A 17,419-nucleotide genomic window follows, 5' to 3' on the forward strand; every position below is an offset into this window, starting at 1 on the left:
AACCGGAGTTGTACAGCGCTGTTTTTATAGGCATACTTTTACAGTGGTATACGCTTAAAACGATAATAACTAAGGGTGTTTGCATGGAAGATGTAGAGAAAAAGCAATATAACGATTCGGCTGTTGATGCAACCGCAGCTGTCGCGCTGATTGCTATCGTCATGGTGACGGCGATTTTTTGGTTGTCTCACCTTTAAGTTGCGACAGTTTGATGGCGGCTGGTTGGTCCAGCCGCAAATCAACCTAGGGTAAGATGTAGCTTACTAGTAGGTAGATGCCGCCTAATACGGCAAAGGTAACCGCAAAACCGACGGCGACAAAGACGCTAAAGTTACCGTTATTAAAATCCCGCTCCCTATTTTTGCTGCTTTGCACACCGAAAAAGGCGGCCAAAACACTGCCAACCACCTGTAGTAGTGTCACTTCTTTCTTTTGTTTTTCCATGCTGTTCCTGCGCCGTGTATTGGTTTTATTTTACAGCTTATGGTGTTGCCATTTTTTACTACGCCAGCGTTTGGTATAGACAATGGTGGCGATAATACGCTCGATGATCTGCACTGACCATATGCCTATCAACCCTAAATTAAATACAAATGCCGCGGCGAGCGCAAGCGGTAGGCCTACCAACCATTGTAAGGCGATGCTGTAAAGCATCACTCTTTTGCTGTCACCAGCGCCGTTAAGTGATTGTGGTAGTGTCAGTGTAAATGCCTGCAGAAAGGCAAAGGCTCCGGAAATCTGCAGTGGTAATGTTCCCAGTGCTATCAGTGCTGGGTCCGACGGCAGGAATATGGATAAAATCCATTCAGGGGCAAGTATCAGTGGTAGGCCGAGTACCGCCAAAATAGGAGCGGTCACTGCAACGGTGTCCCAGCCCCAGCGGTAAGCATCGCTGACATCTTGTTTGCCCAAGGCGCTGCCTACCAGAGTGGTTGCCGCAATCCCCATGCCTGTTCCGGGAAGGATGATGAACAGTGTGATGTTGATGATGGCATGTGCAACGGCCAGTTGATCGACGCCAATTTGGCCGATAATCCAATAGAGTATGGACACTCCCAGGGCAACGGTTAGCTGTTGCAGTGAGTTGGGTGTGGCCAGTTTGACGATGGAGCGCAGGGTTGATGTTGTCGGCAGACGTCGGAACAGTACGGCAGAATCGGCACGGATAAATGTGGTGATAGCGAATAGTACAGTACCGATATAGAGTGCCACGGTGGTACCGAGACCGGAACCGGGCGCTCCCATGGGGGCTATGCCCAGGCCGCCAAAAATAAATACATAGCTGAGTGCAAAATTGCAGAGGTGAATAACAAGCAATATCTTCATATAAGTCATTGATTGCTTGATGCCATTCCAGTAACCACGAAAGGCGAAATTTATCCCAACGGCGATAATACCAAGAATTCGGAAATCGTAGTAAGGGTTGGCGATGGCTTGAACCCCTTTATCGCTGTTAAAGGTGGTAATAATGGTATCGGAAAAGTAGTAAAAAAGCAGAGTTAACAGCAGGCCTGCCAGTAACGCCATCAGCAGGCCACCGTTGAGCACTTCTACCGTGGCGCGGTGCTGGTTGGCACCGGCTCTTCTGGCAACGATCGCCTGAACACCAACGGCAATGCCAATAATCAGCGATACCGCTAAAAAGCTGGCATAGCTGCCAATACCAACAGCAGCCAGTGCATTGGCATCATTAAGACGTGCCACCATGCTGATGTCTACCAGGCTTAATAGGCTCTGTGACAGCATGCCGGCAGAAATGGGCAGGCCTAGGGCGAGTAGTTGTTGTTGTCGAGTTGCTTGCAAGAATACCTCGGTGAATGAGCTGGCAAGAGGGGCCTGCCAAGCCTGGTTGGCTTGGCAGTGCAACCGTTATCGTGGCTCGTAATCGAGGTTTGGGCTTAGCCAGCGTTCCATTTCGACGGTTGCCATATCCTTACGCTGTGCAATGCTGTCGACTTGCTCGCGGCTGAGTTTGGCAACAGCAAAATATTGGCTTTCAGGGTGCGAAAAATACCAGCCGGAAACCGATGATGCGGGATTCATGGCATAGTGTTCGGTCAGTTCAACGCAGCTATTATTGGCGGCATCAAGCAGTCTGAACAGTGTGGCTTTCTCGGTATGGTCTGGGCAGGCAGGGTAGCCTGGTGCCGGGCGAATGCCGCGATAGCGTTCCTTGATCAAGTCGTTATTGCTGAGTGCTTCGTCTGCATCGTAGCCCCAAAGCTGCTTGCGAACCCTGAGGTGCATATGCTCGGCAAACGCCTCGGCCAAACGATCGGCTAATGCCTTGACCATGATTTTATTGTAGTCATCCATTTCGCCATCATAAATGGCAGCAATCTTGTCGGCCTCAAAACCTGAAGTAACAATAAAGCCACCGATATAATCCTCTATGCCGGTAGATGAGGGGGCGATGAAATCACTTAAGCAATAATTAGGCTTGTTCGAAGGCTTGTCAGTCTGCTGGCGCAGGTGGTGCAGGGTGGCAAGTTCTTCGCTCCGGCTTTCATCGGTATAGACGACAATGTCATCCTGTTGGCTCGCCGCCGGCCAAAAGCCAATAACGGCACTGGCAGTAAACTGTTTATTACTAACAATATCGCTAAGCATTGCCTTGGCATCTTTGAATAGGTTGCTGGCCGCCTCGCCAACAACCTCGTCAGTTAAGATGTCTGGGTATTTACCGCTAAGCTCCCACGTCAAGAAAAATGGTGTCCAGTCAATGGCATCAATAATGTCGGTTAAAGGGTAATTATCGAAGGTTTTTAGGCCGGTGAAGCTGGGTTTGGGGGGCTGATAACCCTGCCACTCTATCTTAGGTGCGCGGTTGCGCGCCTCCGTTAATTTGAGCAGTGGCGCCTTATTCTTGCGGCTGGCAATACGTTCGCGTACCGCCTGATACTCTTCTTGTCGCTCTGCTTTATAATTGGCGCCGGCTTCGGTTACCAGTGCAGAGGCGACGGCAACAGCGCGAGAGGCGTCAGGGACATAAACAACCTGGTTGATGTTGAAACCGGGGTCAATTTTGACGGCGGTGTGAGCTCGTGAGGTCGTGGCGCCACCAATCATCAGCGGCTTGTTACATCCAGTGCGCTCCATTTCGCGGGCAACATGGACCATTTCGTCCAGTGAAGGGGTGATTAATCCGCTGAGGCCAATAATATCAACATCATGTTCTTCTGCTGCGCGGAGAATTGCATCACAGCTGACCATTACGCCCATATCGATAACTTCGAAGTTGTTGCATTGCAATACAACGCCAACAATGTTTTTGCCAATGTCGTGTACATCACCCTTGACCGTGGCCATCAGAATTTTACCGTTGGACTGCTGTCCCTCAGATTTCTCTGCCTCAATGAAAGGCTGTAGATAGGCAACGGCTTGCTTCATCACTCGGGCAGACTTGACCACCTGGGGTAGAAACATTTTACCGGCACCGAATAAATCGCCGACAACATTCATGCCGCTCATCAGCGGGCCTTCGATGACCTCGATAGGCTTGTCGTATCCAATGCGAGCCTCTTCGGTATCCTCGATGATATAGGTAGTAATGCCTTTAACCAGAGCATGACTGATGCGGTCGGCAACAGGCTGCTCTCGCCAGCTCAAATCTTCGGCCTGTACCTGGGCATTACTGCCTGCACCGCGGTATTTCTCGGCAACATCGAGCAGTCTATCGGTAGAGTCGTCACGACGGTTTAGAATGACGTCTTCGACCAGTTCACGCAGCTCTTGCGGCAGATCATCATAGACGGCTAACTGGCTGGCATTAACGATGCCCATATCCATGCCAGCTTTGATAGCATGGTAAAGAAAGACCGAGTGAATAGCCTCCCGAACTGGGTTGTTACCGCGAAACGAAAACGAAACGTTAGAGACGCCACCAGAGACCATGGCTCCTGGTAGATTCTGCTTAATATAGGCCGTTGCATTAATGAAGTCGACGGCATAGTTGTTGTGCTCTTCTATACCTGTGGCCACCGCAAAAATATTGGGATCGAATATGATGTCGTTAGTATTGAAGCCCATTGCCACCAGAATATCGTAGGAGCGCTGACAGATTTCAATTTTACGTTCGTAAGTATCCGCCTGGCCAGTTTCATCGAAGGCCATAACCACAATAGCAGCGCCGTGACGCATACAAATACGGGCCTTGTCGATAAACTCCTGCTCGCCTTCTTTTAGACTGATCGAGTTTACGATTGCCTTGCCTTGTACGCACTTCAGTCCCGCCTCGATAACATCCCACTTGGATGAGTCGACCATGATGGGTACTTTAGATATGTCAGGCTCACTGGCAATAAGGTTTAAGAAGGTGGTCATCGCCTCGATGGCGTCAAGCATCCCCTCATCCATGTTGATGTCGATGACCGGAGCGCCGTTTTCAACTTGCTGACGGGCAACAACCAGTGCTGTGTCGTACTCTTCTTCTAAAATTAGGCGCTTAAAGTGCGCCGAACCGGTGACATTACAGCGCTCGCCAACGTTTACAAACAGCGACTCAGGGAAGATATTGAAGGCCTCGAGACCGCTTAAGCGACAGGCGGGCTTGATCTCAGGAATAGTACGTGGAGCGACCCCTTCGACAGCGTTGGCAATGGCTCGGATGTGGTCTGGAGAGGTGCCGCAGCAGCCGCCAACCATATTCAAGAAGCCACGTTCGGCAAGGTTTTTTAATTGATCGTGCATGTCCTCTGGTGACTCGTCGTACTCACCAAATTCATTGGGTAGGCCGGCGTTGAAATGGCCGCTGAAGTAACAGTCAGCGGCGTTGGCCAGATCTTCGACAAATGGTCGGATTTCTGCAATACGACGCCCGCAGTTGGTGCCGACGATCAGTGGCTTGGCATGGGCAACAGAGTTCCAAAAGGCCTCGGCGCTCTGACCCGATAATACACGGCCGCTGATGTCGGGGAAGGTCACCGAGATCATAATCGGTAGCTCAATACCGTGGTCATCGAAATAGCGTTTGACCGCATAGATAGCGGCCTTGGCATTGAGTGTGTCGAAGATGGTTTCGATCAGAATGATATCTGACCCGCCATCAATCAAGCCACGGGTGGCGGCATAGTAATCTTGTTCAAGCTGGTCGAAGGTAATATTACGCTTGGCCGGGTCGTTGACGTCTGGCGATATAGAGGCCGTTTTCGGCGTGGGGCCCAGTACGCCGGCGACATAGCGTGGCTTGTCGGGGTTTTCTGCCGTGGCTTCATCCGCAGCGATGCGCGCAAGATGGGCTCCCTCACGGCTGAGCTCTTCGGCCAAATAGCCTAGGCTGTAGTCTTCTTGGGCTATATTGGTCGAGTTAAAGGTGTTTGTTTCAATAACATCAGCGCCCGAGCGAAGGTATTCCGTGTGGATAGCCTTAATAACGTCGGGACGCGTAAGGGACAGTAGATCGTTGTTGCCTTTTAAATCGGATGGGTAATCAGCAAAGCGTTCGCCGCGGTAATCCGCCTCGGTCAAGTTATAACCTTGAATCATCGTACCCATTGCGCCATCAATGACTAAGATACGATCTTTTAAGGCCTTTTTAAGTTGTTCTGTACGGCTTTGACCACTGCTCATTATATTTCCTGCTACACATCTGAGGATAAAACGCGACATTTTACCAGAATATATCCTCGATAGGGACAACATTTCGGTGGCCTATAACGCTAATTTATAGTTAAATTGCGTTATTCGAGACACAGGAAATGAAATAGATGTTAAAACTAACAATAACCGAATCTGCGCAGGGTTATTTAGCAGAGCTTCTCGCCAAACAAGAAGGTGAGGTACTGGGTATCCGCATGTTTGTTAGTAGCCCTGGCACACCCAAGGCTGAAACCTGTATTGCCTATTGCCGTCCTGATGATTTTAAAGACGACGATATCGTGATGGAATATGAGGGTTTCAAGGGGTATTTTGAAGGCCGTAGCGCTGTCTTTCTAGAAGACGCCTTTGTCGATTATAACTCCGACAAATTTGGCGGTCAGTTAACCATCAAAGCGCCGAACTCTAAAATGCCACAGGTTAATGCCGATAGTCCGTTGGAAGATCGTGTTAACTATGTTTTGTACAACGAGGTCAATCCGTCACTGGCCTCACATGGCGGTGAAGTGAGCTTGGTCAGCATTACTGAAGAAAAGGTGGCTGTCTTAAAATTCGGTGGTGGCTGTCAGGGCTGTTCAATGGTCGATGAGACATTGAAACACGGTGTTGAGAGAACACTGCTTGAAAAGGTGCCCGAACTCAGCGCCGTGAAGGATGAAACTGACCACAGTGATACCACTACCGCCTATTTCAAAGGCTGATCAGCTTCATCAGGCCGCCGAAGTCCTCGGCGGTTTATTACCTCTCGTTATTATCCCTCCTGGTTTTGCTTACCTATTCTTAATTCTTGACCGCTAGGTTATCTCCCACGAAAGGGGTATATTCAGCTCTTAAATAATAACCTGATTAATCATATGTTGGATGTTGTGACAGGTTATCTCTTGAGTAACCCCCGCCAAGGATTGTCGTTTGCGTTATCTCTGTTTTTTATTTCTCTAGCGAGAGGAGTCGATAATGGCGCGACCATTAGAGTTCGATAAAACCGTCGCATTAAACGCCGCGACCAATCAGTTTTGGTCTGAAGGATTTGAGGCGAGCTCTATCCAAAAACTATTGGATACCATGGGAATTAACCGCGGTAGTCTCTATGCTTCTTTTGGTGATAAGGAAACGCTATTTAAAAAAGCCTTAGAGCATTACGAGGCGGAGTTGTCAGAGTATATCGATACAACGTTGCTGGCCGAGAGCAACCCTGTTGACGCCATAGAAGCTTTTTTTATCGGTAAATATGCCGCGGCGAGTAAACGAAAACTGTCGATGGGTTGCATGTTAATCAACACCGTCAGCGAACTGAATAACGTCAATAAAAAATTGGCTACATTGGCCTCTAAAAAGCAACAGAAAATTATTGAAAAAGCGTTGCAGTCTCGGTTAATAGAAGCGAAGGAAAAGGGCTTGATCGATGGAGATGTGCCGGAACTAACCGAATACTTGATCACCCTGTATGCCGGTTTGGAGTTACGTGGCAAGCTGCATAAGAACAAGACGCTGTTATCTGCTACGGTGAAGATGGCGCTGCATAAGCTATAGAGATTGAGTGGTTAATTAGTCGATAAAAAAAGCCATCTTAATGATGGCTTTTTTCGTTGAGCATGTAACGATGAAGCTTAGTTGCGTCTGTTGCCAATTACCGGTGATATCTTGGCCGCCATATCGCGTAGGCTTTGCTCTGTGGTTGCCCAGTCGATGCAAGCATCGGTAACGGATACGCCGTATTCGAGTAGGTCGAGATCAGCATTCAAAGCCTGGTTACCAGCACCGATATTACTTTCAACCATGATACCTACAATAGACTCATTGCCTTCGACAATCTGATTGGCAATGTTTTCCAGCACCAAAGGCTGGATATTGTGGTCCTTGCTGGAGTTGGCGTGACTGCAGTCTATCATGATGTTGGAGGGTAGCTTGTTCTTTTCCAGTGCTTCTTCGCACAGGCGAACATGCACTGAGTCATAATTAGGACCGTTGCTACCACCACGTAAGACGATGTGTGAATAGGGGTTACCCTTGGTATGAATAACGGCGACTTGGCCGGACTCATTGATACCGAGGAATCGGTGTGGCTGTGATGCTGACTTCAATGCATTGGTGGCCACATCCAGGCCACCGTCGGTGCCGTTTTTGAAACCAACGGCGCAGGAAAGGCCTGAAGACATTTCGCGGTGCGTTTGTGACTCTGTGGTTCGGGCACCAATTGCCGACCAACTGATTAAATCCTGCATGTATTGAGGTGAGATGGGGTCTAACGCTTCTGTTGAGGTCGGCAATCCCATTTCGGTGACATCGAGTAACAACTTACGGCCAAGATGAAGACCATCTTGGATTTTGAAGGTATCGTTCAAGTAGGGGTCGTTGATTAAACCTTTCCAACCGACCGTGGTACGGGGCTTTTCGAAGTAGACGCGCATCACAAGATAGAGGCTGTCTTTGAGCTCGTCGGCAAGCACTTTGAGGCGTTTAGCGTAATCGATGGCCGCCGTGGTATCGTGAATAGAGCAGGGGCCGACAACAACAAAAACACGCTTGTCTTTGCCCTCAAGAATATTGCGAATAATTTCCCGGCTCTCGGTTACTGTATCAATGGCTGCCTGGGTGAGGGGTAGCTCAGCTTTCAATTGTTCCGGGGTGATTAAAATCTCTGCTGATTCAACATTTACATTGTCGACCGCTGCGTTTGACATCGAGTTTGTCCTGTTTTGTGGCGCTAAGTTGTTAGTCTTCAGATAATTTTACGGTGATTGAAAGAGGACGATGGCAAGTTACGACTGCGCGAGGGCGGTGTATTTTATTACTTGTTGTCTGTAATACTCGTTAAACAATCAATTATACTGGTAGGCTGATTCTCAGTGGCGGGCGCGCTAATGTCAATCGCTGACCGGCTATTTTCCCTGTTGACTCACTTATTTGGATAGAAAAATGCTCAATGCCTTATTTGATATCGACGCTTTATTGCCTTCAATTGCCGTCGCGCATCAAATATTAACGCCGAACAGACGTTTAGCCGCCAAAATTACAGAGGCATATAATCAGTATCAATTGAGCCTGGGCTTACAAAGCTGGCCAGAGCCGGCCATTGCCAGTCTAGAGGATGTACTACAGCAGTATTGGCAGCAGCTGATGCGGGCAGGGAGTGTTGAACCCGGCTGGCAACTGTCACCCCATCAGAGCCAACTACTCTGGGAGCAATGCATTAAAGATCATCTCGATGATTTTTATGTCTCCCGCCCCGCTGCGACAGCCAAGGTTGCCGCCGACGCCTATGACAATCTTGGTCGTTGGTTATTGGCCAGCGATGAGCTTGACCGCTATGAACAGACGATCGATGTTCAGGCTTTTAATGCCTGGCGATATAGTTTTGAACAGCGCTGTCAGCAGTTAGGCGCTCTGACCAGTGTCAGTCTGGCAGACAGGGTGTTGAGCGCATTGAAGCAACAGCGGCAACCACGGCAAAAAACTCAGGCTGTATTGGTTGGCTTCGATGTGATGACACCACTGCAGCTGGCATTATTACAACAGTTCTATGCTGATTACACTCAAGCTGAGGTTGCCGACAAGGCAGGTGCAGTCACGGCACTTAACTGTGACAGCCAGCAAGCTCAATGGCTTGCTTGTGCGCAGTACTTTAAGCAACGTCTGCGTGCAGAGCCGAGTTTACGGCTGGGTTTGATCGTGCCCACACTTAACCAGCATAAGAGTCAGGTAGAGCGCTGCTTTATGTCGGTGTTTGAGGGCCAATATTTAAATATTGATTACCCAAGGGCCAGTCTACCTTTTAACTTCTCAGCCGGACAACCGCTACGCAGTGCGCCGCTGGTCAATACAGCGATCGATTTGCTGAAGTTATCGCAATTGGAGATTGAAGTCAGTGTACTCCTACGTTTATTGCACTCACCGTTTTGGTTATCAAGCCGCCACAGCCAGCAGCGATATCGACTGACAGAGACTGTTGAGCGGATGAGCACCGCTGCTGTGGACCAGTCGGCTGTTAAGCAGATGGCACAGACGTTTGCCGACGCCGAGGCGATGATGGTTATCAGCGAGATAAACGTTTCGCCGTTAGGGCAGCCGCAATATCAAAGACCCTCTCAATGGCTGACATTATTTCAGCAATGGTTGACGCTGTCTTGCTGGCCGGGAGTACGCCCACTCGACAGTGTCGAGGTGCAACAATACGATGCCCTTAAATCACAGTTCGAGCAGTTCAGAAAACTGGATGATGTCAGTGGTGATATCGGCATTAATCGCGCCATTGAATTGTTTGAGGCGCAATTACGATTGACTGTCTTTCAGGAGCAGAGTAAAGACAGCCCAATTCAAATCCTGGGAACGCTGGAAGGTGCCGGCCTTAGATTTGACAGTCTTTGGCTCAGTTCGATGGATGATCAACAGTGGCCTGCCGCCGCCGCGCCAAACCCGTATTTACCCATTGCGCTACAGACTCAGCACGCCATGCCTCGCTCCAGCGCCAGCAAGGAACTGGATGTGGCACAGCAGCTGAGTCGACGTTACCTGGCTGCCAGCCGCGATGTGATTGTCAGTATCGGCAGTGGCGAGCAGGGGTGTCGGTTGTCGAGAATATTTGAGCCTGTGCTGACGCATCCCCTGACTGACCTGGCCGACAGTTCTTTCGCCGTGCCACAGGACACCGCGTTGCACGGCCGTGTTGGCTGTGATGAATTTGAGCAATTGGAGGATAACAAAGCCCCCGCTGTGGCGCAGCTGGACAGTGTCAAAGGTGGTGCTGCAATCTTTAAGAATCAGGCAGCCTGTCCCTTCAAAGCCTTTGCCAATCACCGCCTTAACCTGTCTACCAAAATAGAGGCCAACGAGGGGTTTAATGTGTTGGAGCGGGGCAACAGTCTCCATCGAGCGCTGGAGTTAATTTGGACTGAAATACCGTCACTGGCGGCGCTCAATAGCTGTCAAGCTGATCTACTTCAGCAGCAAATTGGCCGAAGTATTACCACTGCGGTACAGGAAACACTGGCGCAGCAAGGGCATCAGACTCCGCAGGCGATTGTTGAACTGGAAATAAAGCGCTTACAACGGGTGGTCGAACAGTGGTTAGAGATAGAGCGGCAACGTAGTGATTTTGCCATCGAATCCTTGGAGCAAACCCTGAACACTGAGTTCGCCGGACTGCCATTAACACTGCGCATGGATAGAGTCGACCGCCTCGGTGACGATGAGCTGGCCATTATTGATTATAAGTCGGGCTCAGTGACCATCAACAATTGGCTGGATGAACGACCAAAAGAGCCACAGCTGCCACTGTATGTCTGTCTGATGAAGGCGCAAACACCAAGGGTATCGACGGTGATGTTCGGGCAACTAAAACTGGGGGCTTTGAGTTACCAAGGCTTAAGTGAGCACGATAGTATGGCTGGCATCGATTTGAATACCAAGAATAGAAAGTTGCAACTGCAGGCTGAGGATTGGTCAAGCTTAGTGGCGAGTTGGGAGAGAAATCTAACGGCGTTGGCCAATGATTTCATCAACGGTATTGCCACTGTCGATCCTAAAACCGTGGCCGACAGTTGCAGCTACTGCGATTTTAATCGCCTCTGCCGAATTTCAGCGGAGGCAAAATAATGTCACTCCCCGCCGATCATCAGCAGCGCCAACAGGCCCTCGATATTACCAACAGTTATTGTGTTAGTGCGCCTGCGGGCTCGGGTAAGACAGAGTTACTCAGTCAGCGCATATTAAAGTTACTGGCAAACAGTGAAAAACCTGAAGAAGTTTTGGCAATTACTTTTACCCGTAAGGCCGCCAGTGAAATGCGCAGCCGCATCGTGATGGCACTGGAGCAAGCCGCCGCAAAAACGCCAGTCAGTGGCCATCAGCAGCTTACTCGGCAGTTAGCTGAAGCTGTTTTACAGCAAGACCGTCAACTGGGCTGGCAGTTATTGGATAATCCTTCGCGTCTGCGGGTACAGACTATCGATGGCCTCTGCGGCTCACTGGCTCGCCAAATGCCGTTGATGACCCGGTTTGGTACCAGCCCAACAATCACAGATGATGCTGAACCCAGTTATAGGCAGGCGATTACTCGTTTGTTAAACAGCCAAATTGACGCTGAGGAGGATGTATCCAAGGCCATGCGGGCTCTGCTTTGGCATCTCGATAACAAGGTCGACCGATATTATGATTTATTGCTCGGCCTGTTGGCTCGCCGAGACCAATGGCTGGGTGTTGTCAGTCAGTCAATGTCTGTTGATGGCAATATTGTGCAGCTCAACGGGTTCTTAGCCCTGTGGGTAAACAATCAATTGGCACAGCTGACAAAAAAACTGCAACCGTTTGCCAGTGACCTGGCGCAGATGGCCGACTATGCCGCCAGCCAACTCGCCGATCAATCATCGATTAGCGCGCTGTTGGGAATCGATCAGTTGCCGGGGGTTGAACTCGGCGATGTCGAGCAGTGGCAGGCGATTGCTCAGTTGCTTTTAACCGGTGAGAAATTCCGTAAGAAGCTTGATAAGCGACTAGGATTCCCGGCCAAGGATAAGAGTCTCGGCGATGAAATTAACGGCCTGCGGGTAGAGCGCAAGCAACAAATGACCGAGTTGATCTGCGCGATTGCAGAGCAGGGTGATGTTTTGCCTTTGTTAGTAGGCCTGCGGTACCTGCCCGGCCAGGGTTTTGCTCAGCAACAAGGTGAAATTCTGCAGGCCATTAGCACGGTATTGATTCATCTGAGTGCCCACCTAGATATTGTTTTCTCCGAGCAGGGCGAGGTTGATTACACGGCCATTTCTATGGCGGCCAGTCGCGCACTGGGCAGCTTAGATGAACCCACTGATGTGGCGCTGTGCTGGGATTATACCACGCGCCATATCTTAATCGATGAGTTCCAAGACACCAGTAACAGCCAGTATGAGTTGTTGCAAAAATTGATCAACCAATGGCATGAGGAGAATCACATCAATCCTAATCGGCCAAAAACCTTGTTTTTGGTTGGCGATGGCATGCAATCAATCTATGCCTTCCGCGAGGCCAATGTTGGTCTCTTCCTACAGGCCAAGACCAGTGGTGTTGGTGACCTGCCCCTGATACCGCTGGAGCTAACCGTTAATTTCCGATCATCGGCCGGTATTGTTGAGTGGAATAACACCGTCTTTGATCAGTCATTTCCGCCGGTGGACAATATCTCCCAGGGGGCAGTGTGTTATAACCCATCAGTTGCATTTTCTGATCATAAAAATCCCGATGCCGGTCAGGTGTTTGGCTTTGTCGAGCAATCGGGAAGGGGGCAGGAAACCGCCAAGGTTGTCGACATATGCCGCCGGCAAACCAGCATTGATAATCATACTGTGGCAGTGTTGGTGCGTAATCGCAGCCACCTGGCCGAGATTATTCCGGCCTTACAGGCCGCCGGTATAGAGTGGCAGGCTACGGATATTCATCCGCTGGCCAAGCAGGGTCTTATTCAGGATTTACTATCGCTTACCCTGGCGCTGCACAATAGCGCCGATACCGTCTCTTGGTTGGCGCTGCTACGCTCGCCGCTATGCGGTTTGACCCTGGCCGAGCTACTGTTGATTGCAAACATTAAAAATGAAAATAAATGCTCTGTTTACAGGGCGTTGGAGATATTAGTTAATGAGGAATCTAGTGTAGAGAGTGAGGGGGCTGCTGCTCTTTATCAGCGATTGTTTACCGTTTTTGATGAGCTGAAACTCGCCCTCGATAATCGGCTAAGAAAACCCACCAGACTGTGGCTGGAAAGTGTCTGGATTGCATTGGGTGGTGTCGATGGTTTAGCTGACAGTCATCAATATAGCCAGGCGGAACGTTACTTGGATCTTGTCGAGATATTGGCTGCCAACGAATCGGGTCTCGATACTGACGTGTTGCAAGCGCAAGTCATCAAACTGTACGACCAGCCTCAGACCAGCCACCCCAATGCGGTGCAATTAATGACCATCCATAAATCAAAGGGCCTGGAGTTTGACACGGTGATTCTCCCCGGTCTTGATCGTCAGCCACGCAGTGATGATAGGCCATTATTCAGCTGGCAGCAGCGCATATTGGACAGCGGGGACTCGGGCTTGTTAGTGGCGCCCCTGGCGGCAGAGGGCGATGAGCAGGATGCCATTTATGCCATGCTGGCCTACGAGGCCAAGACAAAATTGAGCCTGGAAAAAACTCGCTTACTGTATGTCGCCACCACGCGGGCAGTGAGTCAGTTATTTGTACTTGCCAACATCAAGATGGATGACAAAACAGAGCGCCCCAAGCCGCCATCTTCCACGAGTTTATTGGCCTCGGTGTGGCAGGCGGTTGCTGGCACACTAGAATTATCATCCGTACTTGATTCAGCGATCACTGAGGATAGGCCACAACCAGGGGTACTCCTGAGACGACTGTCCTGCGGTTGGCAAAAGCCTAGGCTGTTACAGAATGATTTATTACAGGACTATCGTCAGGATCCAATGCGAGGCAAGCACGAGACGTCGGCTGAGTTAGAAGACAATAGTACGGCCAGACATAGCGGCACTGTTATCCATGAATATTTGGAAATTATTTGCCTTCAAGGCAGGCAACAATGGAGCTCGCAAAGGTTGAGCCAATGTCAGTCGGCGGTTGGTTGTCGGTTAAAAGAATTAGGTGTCAGAGCCGCTGATGTGGCGCTGGCCAGTACGCGTATCATCGAGCATTTATCAGCCTTGTTAAGTTCCGAACTGGGCCGCTGGGTATTGGATAATCACTATCAAGAAAACCACTGTGAATGGGCGTTACAGGTTGTTGAGGGTAATAAGTTCAGTAAGTTAATCATCGATAGGAGTTTTGTTGATGACGATGGTTGTCGTTGGATAATCGACTACAAGTCTGCTGCCCCAGCAACTGACCAGCGCATTGAGGCTTTTATCGAGGAGCAACAATCTCTGTACCGTCAACAGTTGCTGCGTTATCAAACCGCGGTCTCATCGTTGCAAAAACAATTAAAACAAAGTTTCCCGATTCGTATCGCATTATTTTTTATAACTATCAATCAACTAGTTACGTTCGATTAGCCGCGACCTTTTCGGGTGAGCGTTTTGTTCAAAACATCCCATCTCTGAGTCAGTCACCTATAGGTAGGACGGTTATTAAGTTTGCCGCCTTAGGGGCTACTCAAGCTCGCTCGGCTTTCTTAGAATAACGCTGTTGCAACACAATAGTGTGATTGTCTTACCGCAATATTTTTGCATTTTGGCAGTATTGTTCTCGCCCCAATAGTGTGGCGACTTAAGTTGAAGACAATAGTAATAATAAATATCAACTGAGCGTGGAGAGAGAGATGAAACTCGGATTACAAATGGGTTATTGGCAAAAAGGGCCAATCCCTAACATGGTGGGTTTGGCCCAGGAGGCAGAAGACCTCGGCTATGACTCTGTCTTTACGGGTGAAGCCTATGGTTCTGACGCATTGACACCGCTGACTTGGATTGGTGCCCACACCTCTAAGATTCGTCTCGGCACCAGTGTTATGCAGATCTCTGCCCGTACGCCGGCCTGTGCTGCAATGTCGGCGCTGACGCTTGATCATATGTCGAATGGCCGATTAACTCTGGGTATCGGTGTTTCCGGCCCTCAGGTAGTGGAGGGCTGGTATGGCCAGCCATTTAACCGTCCACTGGAGCGTACCCGTGAATGGATCGACATCTTCCGTCAGGTTATTGCCCGTGAGGGCCCGGTAACTCTGAATGGCAAGCAATATCAGCTGCCGCTCAAAGGCGGCATGAACCTCGGTAAGCCGCTGAAGAGTATTACCCATCCACTGCGCAGCCACATTCCAGTCTTTCTAGGCGCTGAGGGACCGAAGAACGTTGCCCTGGCCGCCGAACAGTTCGATGGCTGGTTACCGATGTTTGTCTCGCCTTACCGTATGGATATTTACGATGACTCGTTGAAAAACAAGCCAGAAGGCTTTGAGATCCCGGTGTCGATCAATATTCACCTCAATGACAACCTTGACGAGGCATTGTTGCCGACCAAGTGGATGCTGGCCTTATACCTCGGCGGAATGGGGGCGAAGAATGATAATTTCCATAAAAACCTGATGGGCCGTATGGGCTTTGGCGATGCCGCACAGGAAGTACAGGACATCTACATGTCTGGCGATATCGAGAAGGCTGTTAATGCCGTGCCCGATGCACTGGCGGACGAGATCTCCCTGTCAGGGCCCAAGGATCGCATCAAAGAGCGTATCCAAGACTGGAAGAAAACCGATGTCACCTCGCTGATTGTCGGCCGCAAAGAAACCGCCGAAGAAAGCCTCGATGTAGTACGTTTCATGGCAGAGGTTACGCTTTAACGCGTGACCTGCCATCCCATCCCCCCTCGTTAACAGTGGTGTTTAGCCACGGCTGTTAACGAGTGTTTTACCGTCTCTATTCGCTATTGATCACCATCATTCGTTATAATGCCGCTAAATCATCTGTCCGGCGTTCTGTTATGTCTCGTAATTTCTCCAACAACCCCCGTTTCTTTAAACCCAAAGCCAAAAAAGTCACCAAGGCCAGTGTGCTCGCTATCGATAGCATCGGTAGCGATGGGCGTGGTGTGGCACGAGTCGATGGTAAGGTTTGTTTTGTCGCCGGCGCGCTACCCGGTGAAACAGTCAAGGCGCGGTGGCTGCGTCACGGCGGCCGTTTCGATGAGGCGGTGGTGCAGGAAGTGATAGAGCCTGCCGAGGGCAGGGTGACAGTCAATTGCCAATATGCCGGCCAATGTGGTGGCTGTAGTTTGTTGCATGCCAGTGCACAAACCCAATTGCAGTTTAAAAACGAATCACTAAACAATCAGTTACGTCAGTTAATTGATGAAGACACCGAACTGTTGGCACCATTACAATCGGCCACTTTTGGTTATCGTAGCCGAGCTCGCCTGGCTATTTTTGCCGACCCCAAGAGCCAGGTATTTAAACTGGGCATGCGTCAGCAGGGCAGCAAAAACATCGTCAATATCGACAGCTGTTCGGTATTGGTGCCGGTTTTGGACAAATTATTACAGCCATTGGCAGCCGTATTACCGCGCTTAAAAGCGGTAAAACAACTCGGTCACGTCGAGTTGATTGAAGACGGTGGCCAGGCGGGGGTGGCTATTCGTGTTACCCGCAGCCTGGTCAACGCCGACAAAAAAGCATTGATCAAGTTTGGTGAACAGAATGACTGTAAAGTCGTCACCATCGAAGGCGGTGAGGAGACAGTCAGCCACTGTTTATATCCCGTCGATGGCGAGGCCAGTTTCAGCTATCAACTTGGTGATATCGATCTGCATTTCGGTGCCGGTGACTTCACCCAGGTTAACCAGCAAGTCAACACTGCCATGGTTGAGCAGGCATTGGGCTTATTGGCGTTGAACAAGCAGGATCATCTATTGGATTTGTACTGCGGGGTTGGTAACTTCAGTTTGCCCGCCAGTCAGCAGGTGGCAACCGTCACCGGTGTTGAGGGTGTACAGTCTATGGTCGATAAGGCCAGTCATAATGCGGCCGTTAACCATATCGATAATGCCTTCTTTGCCTGTAGCGATTTGGCGGTTGAAGGTGGCAGCGCCCTGGATTGGACACGCCGAGCCAAGTTTACCAAGATGCTGCTGGATCCGAGCCGTGAAGGCGCCCAACAAATTGTCGAGCGCCTGGATCGCTATCAACCTGAGCGAGTGGTCTATGTTTCCTGTAACCCGGCAACACTGGCCCGTGATGGTGAGGCGATTATTAACCAGGGTTATCGTTTGGCCAGTTACGGTTGCATGGATATGTTTCCCAATACCAGTCACAGCGAGGCGATGGCGCTGTTTATTCGCCAATAATTGTCGCCGCAGTGGCTGGCGT

General features: G+C 50.0%; 10 protein-coding genes. 6 read left to right on the forward strand and 4 right to left on the reverse strand.

All coding sequences use genetic code 11. From position 1 onward, the window contains the following. Positions 1–243 precede the first annotated feature (243 nt). From L9P87_RS01715 to metH, 3 genes are read right to left on the reverse strand one after another with little or no spacing between them, the layout of a single operon-like run. Positions 244–444, reverse strand: coding sequence for a DUF2970 domain-containing protein (locus L9P87_RS01715; protein WP_237442942.1), 201 nt, complete (start codon positions 442–444; stop codon positions 244–246). A gap of 30 nt (positions 445–474) precedes the next feature. Further along, a complete protein-coding gene (locus L9P87_RS01720; protein WP_237442943.1) occupies positions 475–1,866 on the reverse strand; it encodes an MATE family efflux transporter in 1,392 nt (463 codons plus the stop codon). Positions 1,867–1,869: 3 nt separating this feature from the next. Further along, entirely contained in the window at positions 1,870–5,568 is a 3,699-nt protein-coding gene (gene metH, locus L9P87_RS01725) for a methionine synthase (RefSeq protein WP_237442944.1), read from the reverse strand. A gap of 137 nt (positions 5,569–5,705) precedes the next feature. On the opposite strand from metH, the gene nfuA reads away from it, so the two are divergent. Both nfuA and L9P87_RS01735 read left to right on the forward strand, forming a co-directional pair. Next, entirely contained in the window at positions 5,706–6,296 is a 591-nt protein-coding gene (gene nfuA, locus L9P87_RS01730; protein WP_237442945.1) for a Fe-S biogenesis protein NfuA, read from the forward strand. A 253-nt stretch (positions 6,297–6,549) separates the two neighbouring features. Beyond that, positions 6,550–7,125 (forward strand): TetR/AcrR family transcriptional regulator, encoded by a 576-nt coding sequence (locus L9P87_RS01735; RefSeq protein WP_237442946.1) that lies wholly within the window; start codon positions 6,550–6,552, stop codon positions 7,123–7,125. A 77-nt stretch (positions 7,126–7,202) separates the two neighbouring features. Here the strand turns inward: L9P87_RS01735 and L9P87_RS01740 are convergent, their stop codons facing one another. Continuing rightward, entirely contained in the window at positions 7,203–8,276 is a 1,074-nt protein-coding gene (locus L9P87_RS01740) for a 3-deoxy-7-phosphoheptulonate synthase (RefSeq protein ID WP_237442947.1), read from the reverse strand. Positions 8,277–8,511: 235 nt separating this feature from the next. Here L9P87_RS01740 and L9P87_RS01745 point away from each other — a divergent pair, with 235 nt between their 5' ends. From L9P87_RS01745 to rlmD, 4 genes are all read left to right on the forward strand, one after another. Next, on the forward strand, positions 8,512–11,187 hold the full coding sequence (locus L9P87_RS01745) for a PD-(D/E)XK nuclease family protein (protein ID WP_237442948.1): 2,676 nt from the start codon (positions 8,512–8,514) through the stop codon (positions 11,185–11,187). Beyond that, the gene (locus L9P87_RS01750; RefSeq protein WP_237442949.1) at positions 11,187–14,615 is read left to right on the forward strand and encodes a UvrD-helicase domain-containing protein; all 3,429 of its coding nucleotides are present in this window, start codon (positions 11,187–11,189) and stop codon (positions 14,613–14,615) included. The genes L9P87_RS01745 and L9P87_RS01750 overlap by 1 nt, the downstream gene beginning before the upstream one ends. A 266-nt stretch (positions 14,616–14,881) precedes the next feature. Then, on the forward strand, positions 14,882–15,898 hold the full coding sequence (locus L9P87_RS01755; RefSeq protein ID WP_237442950.1) for an LLM class F420-dependent oxidoreductase: 1,017 nt from the start codon (positions 14,882–14,884) through the stop codon (positions 15,896–15,898). Positions 15,899–16,038: 140 nt separating this feature from the next. Continuing rightward, positions 16,039–17,397 (forward strand): 23S rRNA (uracil(1939)-C(5))-methyltransferase RlmD, encoded by a 1,359-nt coding sequence (rlmD, locus tag L9P87_RS01760; protein ID WP_237442951.1) that lies wholly within the window; start codon positions 16,039–16,041, stop codon positions 17,395–17,397. Positions 17,398–17,419 lie beyond the last annotated feature (22 nt).

It is taken from the genome of Sinobacterium norvegicum, assembly GCF_923077115.1.
Lineage (GTDB): Bacteria > Pseudomonadota > Gammaproteobacteria > Pseudomonadales > Sinobacteriaceae > Sinobacterium > Sinobacterium norvegicum.

Coding starts and splice junctions, on each gene's coding strand:
- L9P87_RS01715 (WP_237442942.1), bottom strand. CDS start 444: ATGGAAAAACAAAAGAAAGAAGTGACACTACTACAGGTGGTTGGCAGT.
- metH (WP_237442944.1), bottom strand. CDS start 5,568: ATGAGCAGTGGTCAAAGCCGTACAGAACAACTTAAAAAGGCCTTAAAA.
- nfuA (WP_237442945.1), top strand. CDS start 5,706: ATGTTAAAACTAACAATAACCGAATCTGCGCAGGGTTATTTAGCAGAG.
- L9P87_RS01735 (WP_237442946.1), top strand. CDS start 6,550: ATGGCGCGACCATTAGAGTTCGATAAAACCGTCGCATTAAACGCCGCG.
- L9P87_RS01740 (WP_237442947.1), bottom strand. CDS start 8,276: ATGTCAAACGCAGCGGTCGACAATGTAAATGTTGAATCAGCAGAGATT.
- L9P87_RS01745 (WP_237442948.1), top strand. CDS start 8,512: ATGCTCAATGCCTTATTTGATATCGACGCTTTATTGCCTTCAATTGCC.
- L9P87_RS01750 (WP_237442949.1), top strand. CDS start 11,187: ATGTCACTCCCCGCCGATCATCAGCAGCGCCAACAGGCCCTCGATATT.
- L9P87_RS01755 (WP_237442950.1), top strand. CDS start 14,882: ATGAAACTCGGATTACAAATGGGTTATTGGCAAAAAGGGCCAATCCCT.
- rlmD (WP_237442951.1), top strand. CDS start 16,039: ATGTCTCGTAATTTCTCCAACAACCCCCGTTTCTTTAAACCCAAAGCC.